The organism is Paenibacillus sp. MCAF9 (genome assembly GCF_052114265.1).
In the GTDB taxonomy this organism is placed as follows: domain Bacteria; phylum Bacillota; class Bacilli; order Paenibacillales; family Paenibacillaceae; genus Pristimantibacillus.
Genome location: NZ_JBFREL010000006.1, coordinates 204246 through 224664, shown reverse-complemented (window position 1 = coordinate 224664; position 20419 = coordinate 204246). Strand labels below are relative to the sequence as shown.

17 protein-coding genes are annotated in these 20419 nt (G+C 42.0%); 14 read left to right on the top strand and 3 right to left on the bottom strand.

Annotated features, from left to right (window positions below; genetic code table 11):
• The first annotated feature begins 50 nt into the window (after positions 1–50).
• A complete protein-coding gene (locus AB4Z45_RS13275) occupies positions 51–1001 on the top strand; it encodes a ketopantoate reductase family protein (protein WP_441909775.1) in 951 nt (316 codons plus the stop codon).
• Positions 1002–1066: 65 nt separating this feature from the next.
• Here the strand turns inward: AB4Z45_RS13275 and uppS are convergent, their stop codons facing one another.
• Positions 1067–1783 carry a polyprenyl diphosphate synthase gene (uppS, locus tag AB4Z45_RS13270; protein ID WP_441909773.1) on the bottom strand — a complete coding sequence of 239 codons (717 nt, stop codon included), beginning with the start codon at positions 1781–1783 and terminating at the stop codon, positions 1067–1069.
• A gap of 34 nt (positions 1784–1817) precedes the next feature.
• Positions 1818–2612: a lipid II flippase Amj family protein gene (locus tag AB4Z45_RS13265; protein ID WP_441909771.1), complete on the bottom strand. Its 795-nt coding sequence runs from the start codon at positions 2610–2612 to the stop codon at positions 1818–1820.
• A 274-nt stretch (positions 2613–2886) separates the two neighbouring features.
• Between AB4Z45_RS13265 and AB4Z45_RS13260 the strand changes: the two genes are divergently transcribed.
• The 5 genes from AB4Z45_RS13260 (at position 2887) to AB4Z45_RS13240 (ending at position 7981) form a co-directional block, all read left to right on the top strand.
• Entirely contained in the window at positions 2887–3567 is a 681-nt protein-coding gene (locus tag AB4Z45_RS13260; RefSeq protein WP_441909769.1) for a FadR/GntR family transcriptional regulator, read from the top strand.
• A gap of 95 nt (positions 3568–3662) precedes the next feature.
• Positions 3663–4991 carry an ABC transporter substrate-binding protein gene (locus AB4Z45_RS13255; protein ID WP_441909767.1) on the top strand — a complete coding sequence of 443 codons (1329 nt, stop codon included), beginning with the start codon at positions 3663–3665 and terminating at the stop codon, positions 4989–4991.
• 60 nt (positions 4992–5051) lie between these two features.
• The gene (locus AB4Z45_RS13250) at positions 5052–5942 is read left to right on the top strand and encodes a carbohydrate ABC transporter permease (RefSeq protein WP_339209580.1); all 891 of its coding nucleotides are present in this window, start codon (positions 5052–5054) and stop codon (positions 5940–5942) included.
• A gap of 1 nt (position 5943) precedes the next feature.
• Entirely contained in the window at positions 5944–6771 is an 828-nt protein-coding gene (locus AB4Z45_RS13245) for a carbohydrate ABC transporter permease (RefSeq protein WP_076269999.1), read from the top strand.
• A gap of 7 nt (positions 6772–6778) precedes the next feature.
• Entirely contained in the window at positions 6779–7981 is a 1203-nt protein-coding gene (locus AB4Z45_RS13240; RefSeq protein ID WP_441909765.1) for a trans-sulfuration enzyme family protein, read from the top strand.
• 1853 nt (positions 7982–9834) lie between these two features.
• On the opposite strand, the gene AB4Z45_RS13235 is transcribed toward AB4Z45_RS13240, so the two are convergent.
• A complete protein-coding gene (locus AB4Z45_RS13235) occupies positions 9835–10731 on the bottom strand; it encodes a diacylglycerol/lipid kinase family protein (protein ID WP_441909763.1) in 897 nt (298 codons plus the stop codon).
• A gap of 358 nt (positions 10732–11089) precedes the next feature.
• On the opposite strand from AB4Z45_RS13235, the gene AB4Z45_RS13230 reads away from it, so the two are divergent.
• From AB4Z45_RS13230 to AB4Z45_RS13195, 8 genes are all read left to right on the top strand, one after another.
• Positions 11090–11467, top strand: coding sequence for a BlaI/MecI/CopY family transcriptional regulator (locus tag AB4Z45_RS13230; protein ID WP_441909761.1), 378 nt, complete (start codon positions 11090–11092; stop codon positions 11465–11467).
• Between the two features lie 13 nt (positions 11468–11480).
• Positions 11481–12986, top strand: a complete 1506-nt coding sequence (locus tag AB4Z45_RS13225) for a M56 family metallopeptidase (protein ID WP_441909965.1) — start codon at positions 11481–11483, stop codon at positions 12984–12986.
• Positions 12987–13151: 165 nt separating this feature from the next.
• The gene (locus AB4Z45_RS13220) at positions 13152–15101 is read left to right on the top strand and encodes a serine hydrolase domain-containing protein (protein WP_441909759.1); all 1950 of its coding nucleotides are present in this window, start codon (positions 13152–13154) and stop codon (positions 15099–15101) included.
• A gap of 56 nt (positions 15102–15157) precedes the next feature.
• On the top strand, positions 15158–15832 hold the full coding sequence (locus tag AB4Z45_RS13215) for a response regulator transcription factor (RefSeq protein WP_441909758.1): 675 nt from the start codon (positions 15158–15160) through the stop codon (positions 15830–15832).
• Entirely contained in the window at positions 15829–17181 is a 1353-nt protein-coding gene (locus tag AB4Z45_RS13210; protein ID WP_441909757.1) for an ATP-binding protein, read from the top strand. The genes AB4Z45_RS13215 and AB4Z45_RS13210 overlap by 4 nt, the downstream gene beginning before the upstream one ends.
• Before the next feature lie 165 nt (positions 17182–17346).
• Entirely contained in the window at positions 17347–17832 is a 486-nt protein-coding gene (locus AB4Z45_RS13205) for an RNA polymerase sigma factor (RefSeq protein WP_441882875.1), read from the top strand.
• Between the two features lies 1 nt (position 17833).
• Entirely contained in the window at positions 17834–18805 is a 972-nt protein-coding gene (locus AB4Z45_RS13200) for a hypothetical protein (RefSeq protein WP_441909755.1), read from the top strand.
• 241 nt (positions 18806–19046) lie between these two features.
• Positions 19047–20408: a sodium-dependent transporter gene (locus tag AB4Z45_RS13195; RefSeq protein WP_441909754.1), complete on the top strand. Its 1362-nt coding sequence runs from the start codon at positions 19047–19049 to the stop codon at positions 20406–20408.
• Positions 20409–20419 lie beyond the last annotated feature (11 nt).

The window sequence follows — 20419 nt, the reverse complement described above, 5'->3', positions numbered from 1 at the left end:
TCAGAAAATACTACAATGTTCATTTCACTTGAAATATATAATAGGCGGAGATGCTTTGTGAAAATATTAGTTTATGGCGCAGGCGTGTTGGGCACTATCTTGCACATGTGTTAGCGCGTGGAGGCAATGAGGTTACCGTACTTGCCAGAGGAAAAAGATATGAAGAGCTGACGAAAGACGGCATCGTTATTCGTCATTATTTTCAGCGTAAGACGACGGTGGACAAAGTGAGAGTTATTCATCATTTGTCATCAGAAGAATTGTATGATCTCATTTTTGTGGTTATGAAATACAATGATTTTCCATTAGTGCTGCCCATTCTTGCGCAAAATCAAAGCAGTCATATTGTGCTTGTAGGTAATAATGCAGACGCTCATGAAATGCAAAATGACTTGCAGAAAAATAGTGCCGTGAAAAAAAATATAGCATTCGGATTCCAGCTTAGCGGTGGTCGTCGAGAAGTTGATCGAATGATCTGTATACGTGGAGGCGGACATATGGTGCTTGGCAGTTTAGAAGGGGAGCTGTCATTTAAACCTTTACTAGAAAAAGCCTTTGAAAAAGTAAAATACAAATTAGATTATCAAGAAGATATGGATGCTTGGCTTAAAAGTCATATCGTCCCTATACTGGCAATGAACGCTATTAGCATAACAAGCGATAATCAATTCAAAAAAATGGCGAAGAACAAAAAGCTGCTCATGCAAATGATTACAGCAATAGATGAAGGCTTTAAAGTGTTGGAATCATTAGGTTATACGATTATACCAGCAAACCAAGTTAAGTTTATTCGCAATTATAGAGGGATGGTATACAGCTTTCTGAAAATATACCATATGTCGCCGATTACCAAACTGATCGATGGGTCCCCCTATGAAATCGCAGCGTTAATGAATAAGTTTACTATTTTAAAACAAAAATCTAATGTTATGACTCCACATTTGGATGAGATTGCACAGCAATTCAATACCAAGTTTGCAGAAATAGCGAAACAAAACTAGCATGATTTTCAAACAAAAAGACCATTCTCCTCGTTTATGTGAAGGGTTTGGTCTTTGCAGGTTCATTATTCCCGTTCTTTTCTTTTCGAATAATTTTGTATCGCATCGTTCAATAGGGCATAGTTAAAATCTGGCCAGCTTTTATCTGTAAACCACAATTCAGCATACGCTGCCTGCCATAGTAGAAAGTTGCTCAACCTCTTTTCACCGCTTGTCCGAATGATTAAATCAACTGGCGGATAATCGGAGGTAGCGATTGTTTTCTCAAATTGTTCATCGAAAGTGAGCGGGTCTGCTCCGCTAGCAATGAGCTTTTTTGCAGCTTGCAGAATTTCAGTTCTCCCCCCATAATTAAGAGCCATATTCAGAAGCATGCCAGTGTTGTTCTTCGTTATTTCACAGGTTCGCTGAATGACATCCACCGTATGAGCGGGAAACGAGCTAATGTCGCCGATATAAGTTACTTTTACATTTTTTTTGTTTAGTTCGTCGATCGTTTGATTCTGAAAATATTTGATAGGCAGCTCCAATAAATAATCAACCTCAGCTTTGGGCCTTCTCCAGTTCTCTGTTGAAAATGCATATAAGGTCAAGCAGCTAAGCTTTAGCGAAATCGATCTTTTTATGATTTTCTGCATCGTTTTCATCCCGTAAAAGTGTCCAACGTTTCGCGGCAGCCCTTTGCGAGTTGCCCATCTCCCGTTGCCGTCCATAATGATCGCGATATGTTTTGGAAAAAATTTATAACGATCCTGCTTGTAAAATAAATGTGACCACAGCATGACTTTCCTCCTCAAGCAAGTTAACATTCTTTTTTTATCTAGATACGACCCACAAAATCAAGGATGCTGCAGGGACAAGCAACAATTGTGCCAGCATCGTGCCCATCACACGGGACAACATAAGCAGACCGAATACTTTAGTTAACGCAGCGCTTTTTTTCTCTCCCTTTAGCACTTTATCCGTCAATAAGCCGATTTCAGGATCAATAAGAAGTGCTAGCAAAATCGTTGCTACCCCATTGATTAGCCCGGATGATTGAGAAGCGGCGATCGCATGTTCAGTCGTAATGGAAGAAGCGAGTAAAGCAGCCAGCACGCCAATGGTATAGACCGCAGTTACGATAATGTTGAGTAAAAACAATCGTTTCGGTATGCCGCCAATTCTTAAACGCGCCAGCATTCCCAGCTTTGGCAGTCGGATGTGTGAACGCGAGTTTTTAAGTTTCTCAATGGATACCGTCGTTCTTAGCAAGCCTGGGATAGAGCCTGCTACCTCCAAGTGGGCAATGACTCGTCTAGCCAGCATCACCGCGGTTGGAAATGCTAGCATCGCAGCAATTGTTCCGAGTGACGCGCTTAAGATTATGATTCGAAATTGCTCAATCAATGAATACTCCATGGAAGTTTTGGCAGAATCGATGAGCTTTCCCATAAGCGGTGCTTGCACCATGTTGGCTGTTCGTGATACCAGCAGGATAATGCCGGTTAACGATATAGCGACTGCTATTTTTCCCATACGCACGCCAGCTAATCGAAGAGAGTATGTAATCGTTTCTGCAAAATGAATAATAAACGTAAAGCTGCTAACTAGAATAATCTGCTCAAGCATGGCAGCACCTCTTTCTCTTATGGAGGTAAGATTCTACTATCATTAAATAGGAAATACCGAAATTAAAAAATAGAAAGTAAATAAGCAAGTTTTTCTTATTTTATGTTCGAAGGAGCATTCTCATCTCTCATCTAGCAAAATATTAGTTATGAAAATGGTAAACTCAGACTCTATCGGCTTGTAAGCAATGCTTGCAAAAAGAGAGCGCTTTATTGACAAAATACATATAATCGAATAAGATTCACCTATCTGAAAGGTAAAAAGGATGATAGAAATGATTCAGAAGGTTAAGAAGCAAAATGTTCATGAGTTGGTCTCAGAAGAGATTCAAAAATACATCGAGGTTAAAGGTTTGCAGGAGGGTGACAAGCTTCCATCAGCCGAAGAACTGACTAAATTATTAGGTGTAGGACGTTCCTCTTTGCGTGAAGCACTGAGGTATCTTGAAGCTATCGATATTGTTAAAGTGGTGAACGGAAAAGGTATATTTGTTAATGATTCTGAGTCTTATCGCTATAGCGGAAAGGTGAAAATTGAGAATGAGAAGAAGTTTCTTCTTCATATTCTTGACGTGCGCAGAGCTTTGGAAGGAAAGGCTGTAGAGCTTGCTGCTATACGGATTAGTGACGAAAAAATCGAGAAGATGAGACTATGTTTAGAAGAGTATGATGTGTGCAAAAACAGAGGTCTGGATACATCGGCAATTGACTATAAGTTTCATCAGCATATTTATGATGCTGCCGCTAATCCGCTGCTTCACAGCGTCTATGAATCTATCTCTGAATTAATCAAACGTTTCTTTGCTGGCCCGTTCGGCGTTAAGGAATTATTTGATAACACGTATCCGTTTCATCGTACGTTATTTGATGGTATTGCCAAACATGATGTACAGCATGCATTAGCTGAATTTAACAAAATGATGGATATTATCGAGGAAACGATACGTCATTATTAATTAAAATTTGTTATTGACAAGATGAAAGTGCTTACATTATATTTAACCTATCATACAGGTAGATAGTATGACACTATGTCTCTAGGGGGATTCATATGTTTGGTAAACCAATGAAAACATGGATGTTATCCGCTTTGACGGCTGTAATGGTTTTTACTCTCACTACAGCTTGCAGTTCTTCAAATGATGGGAAAAAGCCTGACAGCGGAAGTAAAGAGAAAGTAATTACGCTTCGCATGATTGAAAGCTTGACCAGCCCGAGTCGTACAGCATTGATTAAAGCAAGCATCGACAAATTCATGGCCCAGAACACGAACATCAAGGTTGAATTGATTTCTCCACCGTTTGATCAGGCTGATAACAAAATCAGAACGATGTTGGCCGCCAAACAACCGCTAGACGTTTTGGAAGTACGCGATCTTAACGTTGCGGAATTCGTAAATAACAACTACGTAGAGCCATTGAACGATTACACAGGCTCATGGAGCGACTTTGGCACTGTAACGGCTGTTGCTAAATCGGTTGCTTCAGTCAAGGATAAGCTCTACTTCATACCAAACGGATTGTATCAGCGCCAATTGTTTTATCGTGCAGATTGGTTGAAGGAAGCGGGAATCAATGCTCCGGTTACCTACGAAGAGTTAGTTAATGCATCTGTTAAGCTGACGGACGCTGCAAAGAACCGTTACGGCTTCTCATTCCGTGGCGGTCCTGGTGCCAACGGTGTTCCTGATGCATTGATCCAAGCGTACGACGCAGACAAGATCAATGTTGATGATGCGATGTTCCTGAAAGATGGCGGAACAATCTACTCTTCTCCAGAAGCCAAAACGGCATTGGATCTATATGTGAAGCTGTACAAAGAAGGATCACCTCCGGATTCTATTAACTGGGGCTTCCAAGAGCAGGTACAGGCATTTACTTCTGGTGTAACTGCATTCCTTTTGCAAGATCCAGACGTTATTCAAGTATTGAGCGAGAACATGCAAGAAGGCACTTGGGCAACAGCTCCAATGCCTACTGGCCCATCAGGCAAAGCGATGATTTCTGCAGGTGGAGCAGGCTGGGGTATCACTTCCCACTCGGAGAACAAAGAAGCTGCTTGGAAATTAATTACGTTCCTATCCTCGCCTGAGGAGAATACACAGCTATCCAAAAGCCATGGTACTGTACCGATCCACTCTTCGGCTACAGAGGATGAGTTTTTCCAAAAAGGACCTTACAAAACTTTGCTTGATATGACGAACAAACCGGATACTTTCATCAATTTCAAACCGCCGTTCGAATATCCTGCTAATGGACAATGGGGTACCGTCGCTATGGAAAGTGGTCAGGCGATGCTGCTAGGCCAAACTTCAGTTGAGGATACGTTAACGAAGTGGAACGAATATTGGGCGAAAGCGAAAGCGGACATGAACAAATAATCTGAAAAATAGTGATGGGTGGCTCAGCAGCCGCCCATCGCATTTTCTAAGTCAAGGGCGGTGATTGCATTGAGAAAGCAGCGAACGTATATTTTGCTCAGCTTGCTACCAGCTTTGGTGTTGCTGCTCATATTTACGTTTTATCCATTCCTACAAGGGGTAGTCATGGCGTTTCAGAACTACGTTCTGTTCGATCTGACGAACGTTCGATTCATCGGATTCCAGAACTTTGTAACCGCATTCCAAGATGCTAAGTTTCTGAAAGCGATGACGAATAGCGCATACTGGGTGTTTTTCTCCTTAACGTTTCAATTTTTGATTGGCCTCTCACTTGCACTGATTTTGCGCAAACCGTTTAAAGGCAGAGGGGTATATCAAGGGTTTATCTTTTACTCTTGGGCTTTGTCTGGTTTCTTAATCGGCTTGATTTGGAAATGGATGTTCAACTCCCAAATGGGCGTTATTAATGATCTATTAATGCGCATCGGCCTTATTGATACTAGAATCGGTTTTCTCTCTGATCCAGATTGGGCGATGTCATCGGTCATTATCGCCAATGTATGGTACGGCATCGCGTTTTTTGCAATCATGCTGCTTGCGGCTCTTCAATCGGTGCCAGCTGATTTGTATGAGGCAGCGGATATGGATGGAGCGGGGAGCATTCGCAAATTTGTTAATGTCACCTTTCCTTTTATTCTTCCTACGATTATCGCAACGACTTTGCTCAGAGCGATATGGATATTCAATGATCCAACGATTATTTACGGTTTGACAAACGGCGGTCCTGCGGGAACAACCCATATTTTATCCTCACTAATGCTGGATAAAATTATTTACGGCGGGGACTACGGGATGGCATCGGCAATTGGTGTTACGATGATCGGCATTCTAATCTTGTACACGATTTTCTATCTGTTTGTGACCAAGTCGGAAAAGGTGGGTGATTTTTAAGATGAAGCCACGCATACTGACAGGTCTGAAGGTGCTGTATCTAGCGTTGCATTTTGTAATCATGGTATTTCCTTTATACTGGATCGTCATTACTTCACTTAAGCCTCAAAAGGATATATTCTCTTTCCCGCTTCAATATTGGCCAAAGCAATTCACGCTGGATAACTACATCCAGATTTTCAAAATATCGAAATTCCATATTTACATCTTCAACAGCTTATTAGTAGCCGTCCTTGCTGCTGCTATCGTTATTTTTATTGCGACTCTAAGCGCATATGTCATGGCCCGCTTTCAGTTTAGAGGGCATAAACAGATTATGATGGCGTTTTTCGTTACGCAAATGCTTCCGGGATTTATTGCACTAGCTCCATTGTACTTATTGATGGCGGACTTGGATTTGATTAATTCAAGGATGTCATTAATTATCTGCTACACGGTTATGCTTATTCCATTCTCAACTATTATGCTTCGAGGCTTTTTCCAACGCGTTCCGAGCAGCTTAGAGGAGGCAGCCATGATTGATGGTTGTTCGCGTCTGACGGCGTTGTTAAGAGTAATCATTCCGGTCATGTTGCCGGGCATTGCTTCAACCTTCATCTTTGCATTTGTACAAAACTGGAATGAGCTGTTTATGGCTGTCATGTTTATCGATGACGAGGCATTGAAGACGCTGCCGGTAGCTATGAACTCCTTCGTTATGAAATTTGATGTCGATTGGGGTGCAATGTCGGCTGGAACGGTACTATCTGTCATTCCTACCGTCGTATTGTTCGCTTTTGCCCAGCGTTTCATCGTAGAGGGATTAACACAGGGAGCAGAAAAAGGATAATAAATTCATGGAATGGATAGAGGGAAACGACATGATGGAGAGAAAAGAAATGGATAATCAGCTGCATACAAAAGTCTCTCACGATCAGGTAGATAAACAACATTACGGTGCGGTAACCATACCGATCTATCAAAATAGCTTATTTACTTTCGAGAATCATGAAACCTTCGATCATGCGATGCAGGATGTATTAGCTGCCAACGTATATTCCCGAGGCAACAATCCAACGGTAAAATATTTGGAAAGCAAAATCGCAGAATTGGAGGGCGGTGAGCAGTCGCGCTGCTTCGCATCGGGCATGGCTGCAATTGCAGGAACGCTGCATGCGCTGCTTCGTTCAGGCGATCATGTCATCTGTGTTGATCAGGCTTACGGGCCAACACGAGAGTTTCTAAATGAAATGTCAGAGAGATATCAGGTTGAAGTCACTTATGTAGATGGCAGTTTGCTCTCCGATTTCGAGGATGCAGTACAGCCAAATACAAAAATTATATACGTGGAGAGCCCTACATCAGGCCTTTTTCAGCTGCAGGATCTTGAAGGAATAGCTGAACTGGCGAAAAAAACAGGGATCATTACAATGATAGATGGCAGCTGGGCAACACCTTGCTTCCAAAGGCCGCTGACTATGGGCATCGATCTCGTGCTGCATTCGATGACTAAGTTTTTTTCAGGACATAGTGATTGTCTGGGCGGCGTTGTAACTGGAAGTGCTGCGCTAATTAGTAAAATTGAGAACAAAGGGTATATGCTGCTAGGAGGAATCATGACCGCTCATACAGCGTCGTTAATGATTCGTGGTTTACGTACGCTTCCGCTTCGTATGGAGCGCCATCAGAAGAGCGGCATGATCATCGCGGAGTATTTGGAGAAACACCCTATGGTCAATCGTGTAAACCATCCAGGTCTTCGTTCACATCCTCAGCATGAATTGGCACAAAAACAACTGGACGGATACAGCAGCTTGTTTTCTTTCGAATCCAAGCTTCCCGTTGCTGTCATGAAGCAGTGGGCAGATACGCTGCATTATTTCCGGATTGCAGTCAGCTGGGGCGGTTACGAGAGTCTCGTTACGGTCAATACAACGCCTGAGCGTAGAAACCCGGACGGAACAAACCCATCAGTAGCCAGATTGTACATCGGAATGGAAGATCCGTATACGCTAATCGATGATATGGAGAGAGCGTGGAAGCTAGTAAAAGCTTACTAGGGCAAATAGTGACTCATCGGGAGTGCTAGCTGCTATTTCACCGTAGTTGCTATAGCGAGCAGCAGTATTATTTTATTGCAATGAAGGTTGGCGGGGGACGGTTGGCGGTTTGCTGGCTTGGGAGCTTTAGAATCCTCGTTCCTTGCGGAGCTTATCAAGCGTATTTGGAGCAACAATCGAGCAACTTTTCAATTACATTTTCAATTACTTTTTAAACAACTTTCAAACATTTGATAGGACACGAAAGCTACTGAGAACCATTGAAGGATTTCCTGCTTGGAGCTTTCTTTATCGACAAGCTACTCTAGCTCTTTTTTAACAATCTCCGAAAATCATTTGAGAATCATTCGAACATTGCGAACATCTTCAAGGCCACTTCTTTGGAAGTGGCTTTTTTGTATTAGTAGAGCGGAGGAAAGGGCGGTGATTACCAGGTTTTGAGGTAGGTTTCAAGGTTTGTAGCAGTCCTAACGGACATCAGTTCCGCTAAATTACGGTTTAAGGGGGTTTGTAAGTATGTAACGGACATGAGATCCGTTATTTGTGATAAAACCCCCGAAATTACGCAGATTTATAGCAAATAGCGGAACCTATGTCCGTAAAACCCGCAAAATGGGCTAATATTCACAAATAGCGGAACCAATGTCCGTAAGAAATGCCAAATGAGGTGAAGTGTTCGAAGAGAAGAAATTGTGTCTGTAAAACAAGAAAAATGAGGCGAAGTGTTCAAAAAGCGGAAACTATACCCGAAAGATGAGCAAAGTAGTTGAAGTGTTCAAAGAGCGGGATCTATATCCGAAAGACGAGTAAAATGAGTTGAGCTTTTCGAAAAGCGAAAACTATATCCGAAAGACGAGTAAAAAGAGTTGAAGTGTTCAAAGAGCGGGATCTATATCCGAAAGACGAGCAATGTGAGCTGAAGAGTTCGAAGAGTGGAAATGTGTCTGTAAGACAAGTAACATACAGCGAAGTGTTGATAGAGTGGGATTTTGTATCGGAAGAACTTGAATAGAAGCGGCAGTTTCGAGGTTGCAAGGTTTTGAGCAGTGCTAACGGACATCAGTTCCGCTAAATAACAATTTAAGGGGGTTTTGAGATTTTAACGGACATGAGATCCGTTATTTGTGATAAAACCCTCGAAATCACTCGATTTTATAGTAATTAGCGGAACCTATGTCCATAAAATCCGCAAAACTAGCTAATATTCACAAATAGCGGAACCAATGTCCGTAAGATAAGCAAAATGAGGTTAAATCTTCGAAGATTGGGATCAATGTCCGTACGACGAGCAAAATGAGCAGATGCTAGCCACTACGTCTTACATTTATCTGTCCAATCTTGGTAGGCAGCCTTGCTCCAAGGCTAGTATTAGTCCTCGTAAACAACGACGAAGGGACCTAACGTTGTAGATTCCGAAAAGGCTTGTAATGCCCCATTGACAAAGACACCTATCATGCCGATCTCACTGACCCCAACAATCTCAGAGTTCCTATTGATTCCGCCGACCTCAGTGATCCTTCCGATCTCACCGACTCCTCCGACCTCATCGATTCCACTGATCCCACCAATCTCAGAGTTCCTATTGATTCCGCCGACCTCAGTGATCCTTCCGATCTCACCGACTCCTCCGACCTCATTGATCCACTTGCCCCACCAATCTCAGCGTTCCTATTGATTCCGCCGACCTCAGTGATCCTTCCGATCTCACCGAATCAACCGACTTCATCGATCCTTCTGGTCCCACCGATCTCACCGAATCCACCTATCTCGCCGATCGCACGGACTCCATCGATCCCATCTGTTCAACTAGCCGGTTATATTGATCTTGATCTACAAATAGCTGCGGACTAGGACTACACTGTAGCCTCTTCCGGTACAATCACCTGAATATGACGAGGCATACTGCTTATTTGGATGGGTAAGGAGGGCCCTTCTTCACCATCAACGTTAGTCCTTACTGATTCAGGCGAGCTTATACTTACATTTTTGGCTGTAAAATAAACCACGTCTTTATGATTTTTGAATTTGCCGAACAGCAATGAAAGGCTGGCTGTAATCGTATTGAATATAGTCAAATCCTTTATAATAAAACAGTGAAGCAAACCATCGTCAACAGCCGCGTCGGATGCCAACCTCTCAAATCCGCCTACTGAATTGGTTAACGCAGCGAGAAAGAGTGGAGATTCTCCTTCCCATGTTTCTCCATCATATTGAATGCAAAGAGGATGAGTCGGCGGGTTCATAAGCTCTTTGATCCCTTCTTTTACGTAGGCTAAAGCGCCGAGCCGGGATTTATCGTCTGACGTAACGGAAGAGAGTGATTCAGCAAATGAGCCTACAGCAACGGTGTTGACGAACAATTGGTCATTTAATTGGCCCAAATCTACTATTTTTATTCGGGAAGAAGAGAGGGTCTGAATGGCTTTGTCGGGAAGAAGCGGTATTTGTAATGCGCGAGCAAAATCATTAACTGTTCCAAGAGGGACTACTCCAAGCCTCGGAAGATGTTTTTGATTGATAAGTCCATTAATCGTTTCGTGAAGCGTGCCATCCCCTCCGATTGAAACGACCAAATCATAACTGTCCTCACACGCAGATATACAAAACAGGGTTGCGTCCTGTTCTTTTGCCGTCTCCTTGATCGTAACGTCGTATCTTTGATCAGTCAAAAGGTTTTCCACTTTTCTGACATAGTTGAGTGCCTCTTCTTTACCAGAAGTGGGATTAATAATGATCATCGCCTTTTTCATAAATAGTATCCTCTCTATGGACATTTCTATTAGATTCGTTAGTTAACAGTTACTATTACCCTGCAGGGTTCGTGGTTAATCTGAAAGACTAGGATAAAACGAAGTAAAATTTTGGGGGTATAGTGTAGTAGACTTAAGAATTGAAGTCTTGAAGTCTTGAAGTCTTGAAGTCTTGAAGTCTTGAAGTCTTGAAGTCTTGAAGTCTTGAAGTCTTGAAGTCTTGAAGTCTTGAAGTCTTGAAGTTTTGAAAAATTGAACACCATGAGTGGTGGCAATAATACACAGGAATGATTTGACAGTTGGAGGTTACTGCTGTAAACTCTAATCAGAGTCTACATACGTAACCTTGAGGAGTGGGATGATGAGCAGCTTAGTTTCAAAGATAACGGATTCAGAGCTTGAAGTTATGCGTGTATTATGGGAAGCCGGGACAGAGCTGCCTATATCTGAAATTAGAAAATGTCTTGAAAAATCAAGCAGCTGGGAAAGCTCTACAATAAAAACCTTGCTTCGGAGATTGTGTGAGAAGGGCGTAGTCATTGCAGCCAAGAAGGAAGTGTTCTATTACAAGCCACAAGTGAGCGAGCAAGAATATAACGAGCATGCGACACAAACATTAATCGATCGTTTATATTCTGGAAGTGCAAAAAGTCTAGTTGCAACGCTATTAGGAGGCAATAAGCTAAACGAAGCAGACATCAAGGAGCTGCGTACCTTATTTAAGGTAGGTGACTGAATTGAATGACATCATGAAACTTATATTGTCGCTTTCGATATCAGGAAGCATCCTCTTCTTTTTATTGTTTTTAATGAAGCCAATAATCAAGCATAAATTCTCGAAGTCGCTTCAGTATTACATCTGGATCGTAGTACTCCTAAGATTGACGATTCCGTTTTCGTTTGATGGGAGTATTATGAATGATGTTTTTAACAAAAATCCATTTCTAACAGGTCCCATTTTACAAGGTGGGGAAGCTGCAAAATCTGGTATGGAGATAGACCCAACTCATGCAATCTCCTTGCCTCAAGCAAATGATGCTCAAGCAGCAGAGAGTATCAGAGCTGATAATTCAGAAATTTTTGTGATTACAATAATTAAGCAATATGCCATTTACGTTTGGTTAATTGGGACAATACTATCACTCTTTATAAAATTAAGAGGCTATACTCGATTTTTAAAGTATATGAAAACAACAAGCAAGCCTGCATATGATTGGGAAAATAGGATGCTTGGCATGATGTTGAATGGACGGTATAAAGCGAAGCTTGTACGCAACTCCTACATCACCACTCCTATGCTTATAGGCATTATAAGGCCGACAATCATCTTACCAGATAACAATTTCAATGAAGTTCAGCTCAAAAATATTTTGATTCACGAAATCACACATCTGAAACGGTTTGATATTGTTGTAAAATGGTTTTCCATGCTCGTTACTTCTCTGCATTGGTTTAACCCCGTAGTTTATTTTGTAGAAAAAGAGATCAACCGTCTTTGTGAGCTGTCTTGCGATGAAGTGGTTATTCGTAAATTCACCTCTTCAGAGAAGCAGGAATACGGTGAAACCTTAATTGCGGTAGCCTCAAATGATCAATACCCCGTTGGAGGATTACAGGCTACTTTTAGCGATGAGAAGACGATTTTAAGAGAAAGGCTGGTGGCTATTATGCGACCTAGCAAAAGATCGACATTCATAATATTATCCTCATTCGTATTAGCGGCAGTCGTCATTATTAGTGCTATTGCACTTGGGGCTAGTGTGGGAGCAAGCAATTCCAATATAAGCAGCAGCATCAGTCCTGTTGAACCACCCGCAATAGTCATCTCACATGAGAGAAATCCTGATCCCATCGAAAATTATACAATTCTAAAATCAAGTTGGAATGGGGTTAAGTATGATCGAATGTCCTTTTACCAAGCTGCTTGGCATAGCGAGCCTACCCTTCTAACAGGTCTGCGTCGTTTAAAGCCAGGCGAGAAATTGAAAGTCGATTTTGGAGAAAATACACCAGATAAAGTTACAGTGAAAATGGCTTTTCTGACTGAAAGCTTTGAGCAATCGTTATTGCCGATTGAAGAAGTTGCCGTAAACCATGTTAATGGAAAGTATGCATTCATTAATCCACCAACAGTTATAAGCGATATACCGACAACTGGCCGAGTTTATAGCATCACAGCCACTTGGGGTCAAAATAGCTGCGAATATGTTTTTGCTTCGGATGGAAAGTTTGATTACGAGCAGTTTCCCGAATAAATAAATGGCTTATTTCGATTAAGAGTCGCCCACGCAGCATGCGGGCGGCTCTTTTTTTGTGAAAACTAGCGAGGTTCACTCTGCGTTCACAAGCTTATGATATGCTCTCACAAGCAAGTCGAGAGTAGGTTGTCAAAAAAATACGCAGAATGTTGGAGGCTCACCATGTTATCGATTATGAAGAAAATAGGTTACAAAATGATGTTAGTCACTTTACTGGTTGCTGTTGCGGGAGTGAGCTTATTCGGAGCACAGGCGCCGGTATCGGCAGCGCAGTCCACACCCGAGGGAGAAGCCAATTCTCTAAACGATGTCGCTGGGCTAACGGCGTTCATTGATGGTATTATGAAAGTGCATATGGACAATTTCAAGTTTCCAGGTGCGGTTATTTCAATCGTCAAGGATGGGGAAATCCTGCTCGCTAAGGGGTATGGTTACTCTAACCTCGAGAAGAACCAGCTGGCGAACCCAGAGACAGATCTATTTCGAATCGCTTCAACAACGAAGCTTTTTACTTGGACCGCTGTGATGCAGCTTGTTGAGCAAGGCAAGATCGATCTGGACACAGACATCAATAACTATTTGAAAACGGTGAAAATACCGAAAACCTATTCAGAGCCGATTACGATGCGTCATCTAATGACCCATACCGCTGGCTTTGAAGAAGGCGGAGTCGGCTATCAAATTACTACAGATCCTAAAAAGCTGCCGGTATCGATTTCGGAAACGCTTGCCAAGCATATGCCGGCACGAGTAAGGCCTCCGGGCGAGATGTCGTCTTATTCCAACTATGGCGCCGCGCTAGCAGGATTAATCGTCGAGGAAGTTAGCGGGACAGCGTACAATGATTATATTCAGAAATATATTTTTGATCCGCTGGATATGAAATACGCTACTATTCAAGAGCCTATTCCTGCTGCATTAGAAGCTTTTTCTGTACCGGGATATGCTAAGGAAAACGGTGCATATACAGCTCAGCCGCCAACGTTTGAGGGAGGATTTCGGCCTGCGGGATCAGCTGCAGTATCCGCGATGGATATGGCTCATTTCATGATTGCTCATCTTCAGAATGGACGTTATGGAGAAAATCAAATTTTGAAGCCAGAAACAGCCATATTGATGCATGCACCGGCTTTCCAGTTCCATAAGGATTTACCGGCAATAGATCTTGGTTTCTATGAACTGAACATGAACGGCCGGAAAGTTATATCCCATGGCGGAGCAGATTTGCAGTTTAATACAGAGCTATATCTCGTTCCAGATAAGCAGATTGGCATTTTTGTTTCCTACAATGGAGGGGACGGCTCATTAGCAGCGGATGGACTCGCAAAAGCCTTTTTAGACCGCTATTTCCCAGCCGAGGAAGTCAGCCTGCCGCCAGTATCCGCTGAACTTAATGATGCTGTACAGAAATATGCGGGTTCCTATCAATTTACTCGTCGCAATCATACCGATATTGATAAGTTTTATAGTTTTATGTCCAAGATCAGTGTAGCAGCTGCAGGTAATCGTTTACTCATTGGGAGTGGTGCTGAACAACAAGTATTTGAACCTATTGGACCTGATGTATTTCAACAAGTAGGCGGAGAGGGACGGATTGGATTCCGCACCGACGAATCAGGAAAAGTCACTCATTTGCTTCTTGATTTCTTACCTACAATGCCGCTTGAGCGCGCGTCGCTGCTGGATCAAACATCGTTCTGGTTTCCATTGCTTGGCATCTCAGTCTTTCTATTTATTACGGTAATATTAGGCTTCCTAAATCGCAGACGTGAAATCAGCGCGATGCCGAAAGAGCAGAAGTGGGCTTCTCGACTGTCTGCAGCCACCGCCGTCTGGGCGCTTACAACCATTGTGGCGACGCTTGTTGTCGTGATGAATATGGATATGCTCACTCGACTTAGCCGCATTACACAGTCGTTGAATCTTTATCTGTTTATGCCTATTCTACTCGTTGGATTTACTTTGGCGATGATCGTTATGAGTGTGCTTGCTTGGAAAAACAGCTATTGGACAGTCCTAAGACGCGTGCATTACTCTCTTATTATGCTAGCGGCAGTAGCACTCAGTTTGTTTTTCTATCATTGGAACTTGCTTGGATGGCATTTTGGTTGAAACAGCAATCCGCCCATATGGGAGGCGCATGTTAAAGAGGGGAGACTTACATCTTAATGGCCAAAATTCTGATCGCGGATGACGATGCACATATTCGCGAATTGATGTCTTTATTTTTGAAAAACGAAGGTTTCCAAATTTTAGAGGCAAAAGACGGTGCGGAGGCGCAAGAAATTTGGGAAAACAATCAAATTGATATGGTTATCCTCGATATTATGATGCCTCAAGTAGACGGATGGGAATTGTGCAGGGAGATCAGGCGCATCGATTCCAATATCCCTCTTCTGATGGTCACAGCCAAAGGAGAGTCGGGGCAGAAAGTGAAGGGGTTTCAGCTTGGCACGGACGATTATTTAACGAAGCCGTTTGATCCGATGGAGCTGGTGATGAGAGTAAAAGCGCTGCTGAAGCGTTACATGATTGTCTCATCACAAACGGTACAGCTTGGCGGCGTTACCCTCAATCGCCGCAACTATCAAGTGATTCGAGGAGAAGAAACGCTAAATCTGCCGTTGAAGGAATTTGAGCTGCTGTTTAAAATGGCGAACCATCCCGGACAAATTTTTACGAGGGAACAGCTGATCACTCAGATCTGGGGCAAAAATTATGAAGGTGACGACCGAACCGTCGATGTTCACATTAAACGGCTAAGGGAAAGATTTGCTGGCGATGCACAACATTTTCAGATTGAAACCGCCCGTAGTCTGGGGTATCGGCTTGTCATTACATGATCAATACGTTATATGTCCGCATCATTTGCACGTTTCTGGCCGTCATCATATTCAGCTTGTTGTCTTCATTTTTTATAGGCTTTTTTATATTCAAGAAAGAAATAAACCATGTCGGTCAGAACGACATGCTTGCAGCAGGAGAGGAAATAATTACTCTCTATGAACAAACAAGGCCGGATGATCTGAGTGTTTTCCTAACAAGAATGGTAAAGGTGTCCGCTTATCCAATCCACATGTATGATGCATCCGGAAATGTTACGATCTATGCTTTAAACAATACGAGTAATGTGAAAATTGCGCCGGAAGCTGTTCAGCAGGTGCTTCTAGGACAATTATATCGCTCACCTGGTAAGGAAGGCCAAACATTCGTTGGTATTCCTTTTCCCATCGATGGGAAGATACAGGCCATGTTTATGCAGTTTTCAGCGCAAAATGAAGATATTATAAATCGAATGCTGCTGCTCATACTGCTTCTCGGCTTAATTATTGGGAGCCTATGTATTCTTATTGCAGCTCGTTATTTGGTGAAACCGATTCAAGCGATGACACAAGCGACCAAGAGGCTTGCCAAGGGAGATTTCGATGTGGAAATCAAACTGAAAAGCGCGGATGAAATAGGAGTCTTAAGCCATAGCTTTAATGAAATGGCTAGTGAACTGAAACAGCTGGAGCAAATGCGGCAGGATTTTGTATCGAATGTATCGCACGAAATTCAAACTCCGCTAACGTCTATATCGGGTTTTGCAATGGCGATGAAGAACAACAGCTTGGTAGCAGAAAATAATCGTAATTATTATTTGGATATTATTATTATGGAGAGCGGGCGGCTATCGAGGCTTAGCGATAATTTGCTCAGGCTTGCTTCGCTTGATTCCGATCAGCATCCATTCGAGCCGATGACGTATAATCTCGACGAGCAAATTAGGCAAATCGTCGTTACTTGCGAGCCTCAATGGTCGGCCAAAGACATTCGCATCGAATTAGAATGGGCGAACACGATCAAGATTACAGCAGATCAGGATCAGTTGAACCAGGTATGGATGAATTTACTCGGCAACAGCATCAAATTCACACCTGAAGGCGGAATTATTGAGATTTCTTTAACTCAATCCGATACCGAAGTGCTATTCACAATAACCGATTCAGGTATTGGCATTGCGGCGGATAAGCTTGAACATGTGTTTGAGCGGTTTTACAAGTCGGACCAATCACGCAACCGCAATATTAGCGGCAATGGTTTGGGGCTTGCGATCGCCAAAAAAATTGTTACTCTTCATCATGGAACGATCGAAATGAAAAGTAGGCTAGGCGAAGGTACGACAGTAATGGTATGTTTACCCATTCATTAATAATAATTGGAGTGATCGGTCAAATGACCGATCACTTCTTTTTTTTAACGTACTGTTGAACCCAATTTGAAACTAAAAAACGATTTTTCAAAAAAAAAAAGTAAAACAATATGTGACCAATCTACGTTCTTAATTGTGTTAATGGGTAAAGGAGGTCATATTACAATGCCAAGCAGTTCGCTCCGGCCGGGCGTCGATTTTGGGGAAACCTATCTTTTATACGGCAAAATGCTTTATCGAATCGCAATGATTCACCTCGGAAACAAAGAGGACGCAGAAGAAGCCATGCAGGAAACATTTGCGAAATTGTTGTATAAATCACCTGAATTCAATGATCAGAATCATAAAAAGGCATGGCTCATAAGAGTCATCACGAACCAGTGCAAAAATATGTTAGGCAGCTTATGGCGAAGACGTGTAGTGAAGATGGAAGAAATGAATGATTTTTTTGAATCGGAAACGGATCGTACAGTTATGGATCATGTCATGGCATTGCCGTTTAAATTCAAAGCGGTTATTCACCTTTATTATTATGAGGATTACTCGGTCAACCAAATTTCAGACATTTTGCAAATTAGTGAGTCTGCAGTAAAGATGCGTTTGCAACGGGGAAGGCAACGGTTAAAGCTGGAATTGGAAGGAGAACGATAATATGAATCACAAGGCGTACAAGCATGTGATGGATCAAATAGAGCCGGAGGCAGATTTACAGAATAGAATTGCTCAACAGCTGCTTCGTCAGAAACCAGCGAGTCCATTTCGAATCAAACGATTTCAATATATTGTGGGTAGTTTACTGTTGGTCGTTATCCTTGGATGGATAAGTGCAGATAGGTGGATGAGTGATAATAAACTTCTTATTGATATAACGGAGCCCATTGTACAAAGAGATCCAGTTGAACCTATAAACGACCCGAATGCAATTACGATTCCGAAAATAAAGCTTCCAGATCAATCAAATGCCATGGCTGATATGATCGGTCTAATCGTCTATAAAGGCAATATTTATACACAAACGCAAACTCGCATCTCTGCGCAAAATGCGAAGGAGCTGCGCGGCGACAAGCTTGGACGTACAAAAGCTGGTATTGACGAGTGGAGCAAGCAAACAGATTATGTTGAACTAGCTTCAACGATAGGCGTTGCTGACATTTATTCCGTGAACGGATATGATAGTGATTTTAGAATTATGTCCTACCAAGAGCATGAGGGACAGATCTATGCTGAATTGTATGAACATCTAAATGGCATTACGATTGCGAGTGGCGAAGATTTAATAGGAAAAACGAAAGTAAAGGATCATATGGAATCAGTAAGATGGCAGGATTATAATAGCTGGAATTATAGCAAGCCGCAATTTAATAAGTTGCCAATCGATCAAACGCTTCATGTGTTCATGACAGCATTGTATGATGCTAAGCCTATTGATGGGGATAAGCTGTACAAGGAAGGCATATACAACGAAGGTGCACAAAATCAGAAGGTTTTGTTCTTTAAGCTGGAGGATCAGACGGAAGTGCAGATGTGGTTGTTTAAAGGAAACTATGTGAAATATTCAAATGCACCTGTTTTTTTTCAGTTAGAGCCGGCAGCTTTCTCAGCGCTATGGGATCGTTTGCAATAAGGCAGCAAGTTTTTTGGTAATAAAATATCGACAATAAAGGTTGACCTTTCGTTGTTGCCGTACTATAATTCCGTAGACTATTAATAGCGTAAGAGCGATAAGCAGGAAACAAAATTTGTTTTCCATTAGGGTGGTACCGTGTGAATAGCCTCGTCCCTATCGTTAAAGATAGAGATGTGGCTTTTTTTGTCTTTTACATTTTTAAAAAAAGACATAATAAAAATAGACTGGATTGATTTGTATGCAAACATCAGCGCAATGGACATCGAAGATTGGTTTTATTTTATCCGCGGCAGGCTCTGCTATTGGAGTGGGCGCAATATGGAAGCTCCCCTATGTTACGGGGATAAGCGGGGGAGGGGCATTTTTTCTCTTATTTATTTTATTCACTTTTTTTATGGGTTTCCCATTGTTATTAGCAGAGTTTGTAATCGGGAGAAGCACACAAAAAGAAGCCATAAGTGCTTATCGCAGCTTAGCTCCTCATAGCAATTGGCATTGGATCGGAAAGCTCGGGGTATTTACCTGCTTTCTTTTATTGTCTTTTTATAGCGTTATTGGCGGTTGGATTGTTATTTATTTTGCAAAAGGTTTGTTTGGCGGAATTATTAGTGAAGGTGCAAATTATGGAGCGGTCTTTAACGATACTATTGCTAATCCTATTTTAGTTATTGCGGCACAATTTGTATTTTTGGCTTTGACAGTTGTTGTAGTGGCAAAAGGGATACAAAATGGGATTGAAAAGGTGAGCAAAATTTTGATGCCGGCTTTATTTGTACTCTTTATCGTACTCATCATTCGCTCACTTACACTGGATAACGCGATGGAAGGTGTGAAGTTTTTTCTAGCACCTGATTTCTCAAGGATCACATCCCAAAGTGTATTGTTTGCGATGGGTCAAGCGTTTTTCTCCTTAAGTGTCGGAGTATCCGTCATGGTTACCTACAGTTCTTATTTGTCAAAAAAGGAAAGCTTGATTCAACCGGCTATTTCTATCGTAACCATGAATTTGCTGATAGCATTATTAGCGGGATTGGCCATCTTTCCGGCTGTATTTTCACTAGGTTTAGAACCAGCGGAAGGACCTGGCTTGTTGTTTGTAGTATTGCCCGCGGTATTTGATCAAATTATTTTTGGGGAAGTTTTTTTATTAGGCTTTTTAGCATTATTTTTATTTGCAACATTAACGTCGGCCTTCTCGATGCTAGAAATCATTGTAGCTTCTATGGTTAAAGGAAAAGAGGAGAAGAGAACAAAATATGCCTATATGCTTGGTGCATTCATATTTGCGGTAGGCATTCCGTCTGCGTTATCCTATAGTGCTTTTGCCGACATTTTAATCTTTTCGAAAAATCTATTTGATTCAGCAGATTATTTAGTAAGTAATATTTTGATGCCGCTTGGCGTTTTTTTGATTTCGATTTTTGTACCGCTTAAAATGAAGAAAAGCAAGCTGCGAGAGGAGTTATTGCAGCATTCTCGTTTTGGCGCTACTGCCTTTACTATTTGGTTTTTTATTATCAGGTTTATTATTCCTCTAGTCATTATCATCGTATTTCTTGATATTACTGGAGTGCTTGATAAAATAACTTCATTATTGTAGTATCCAACATT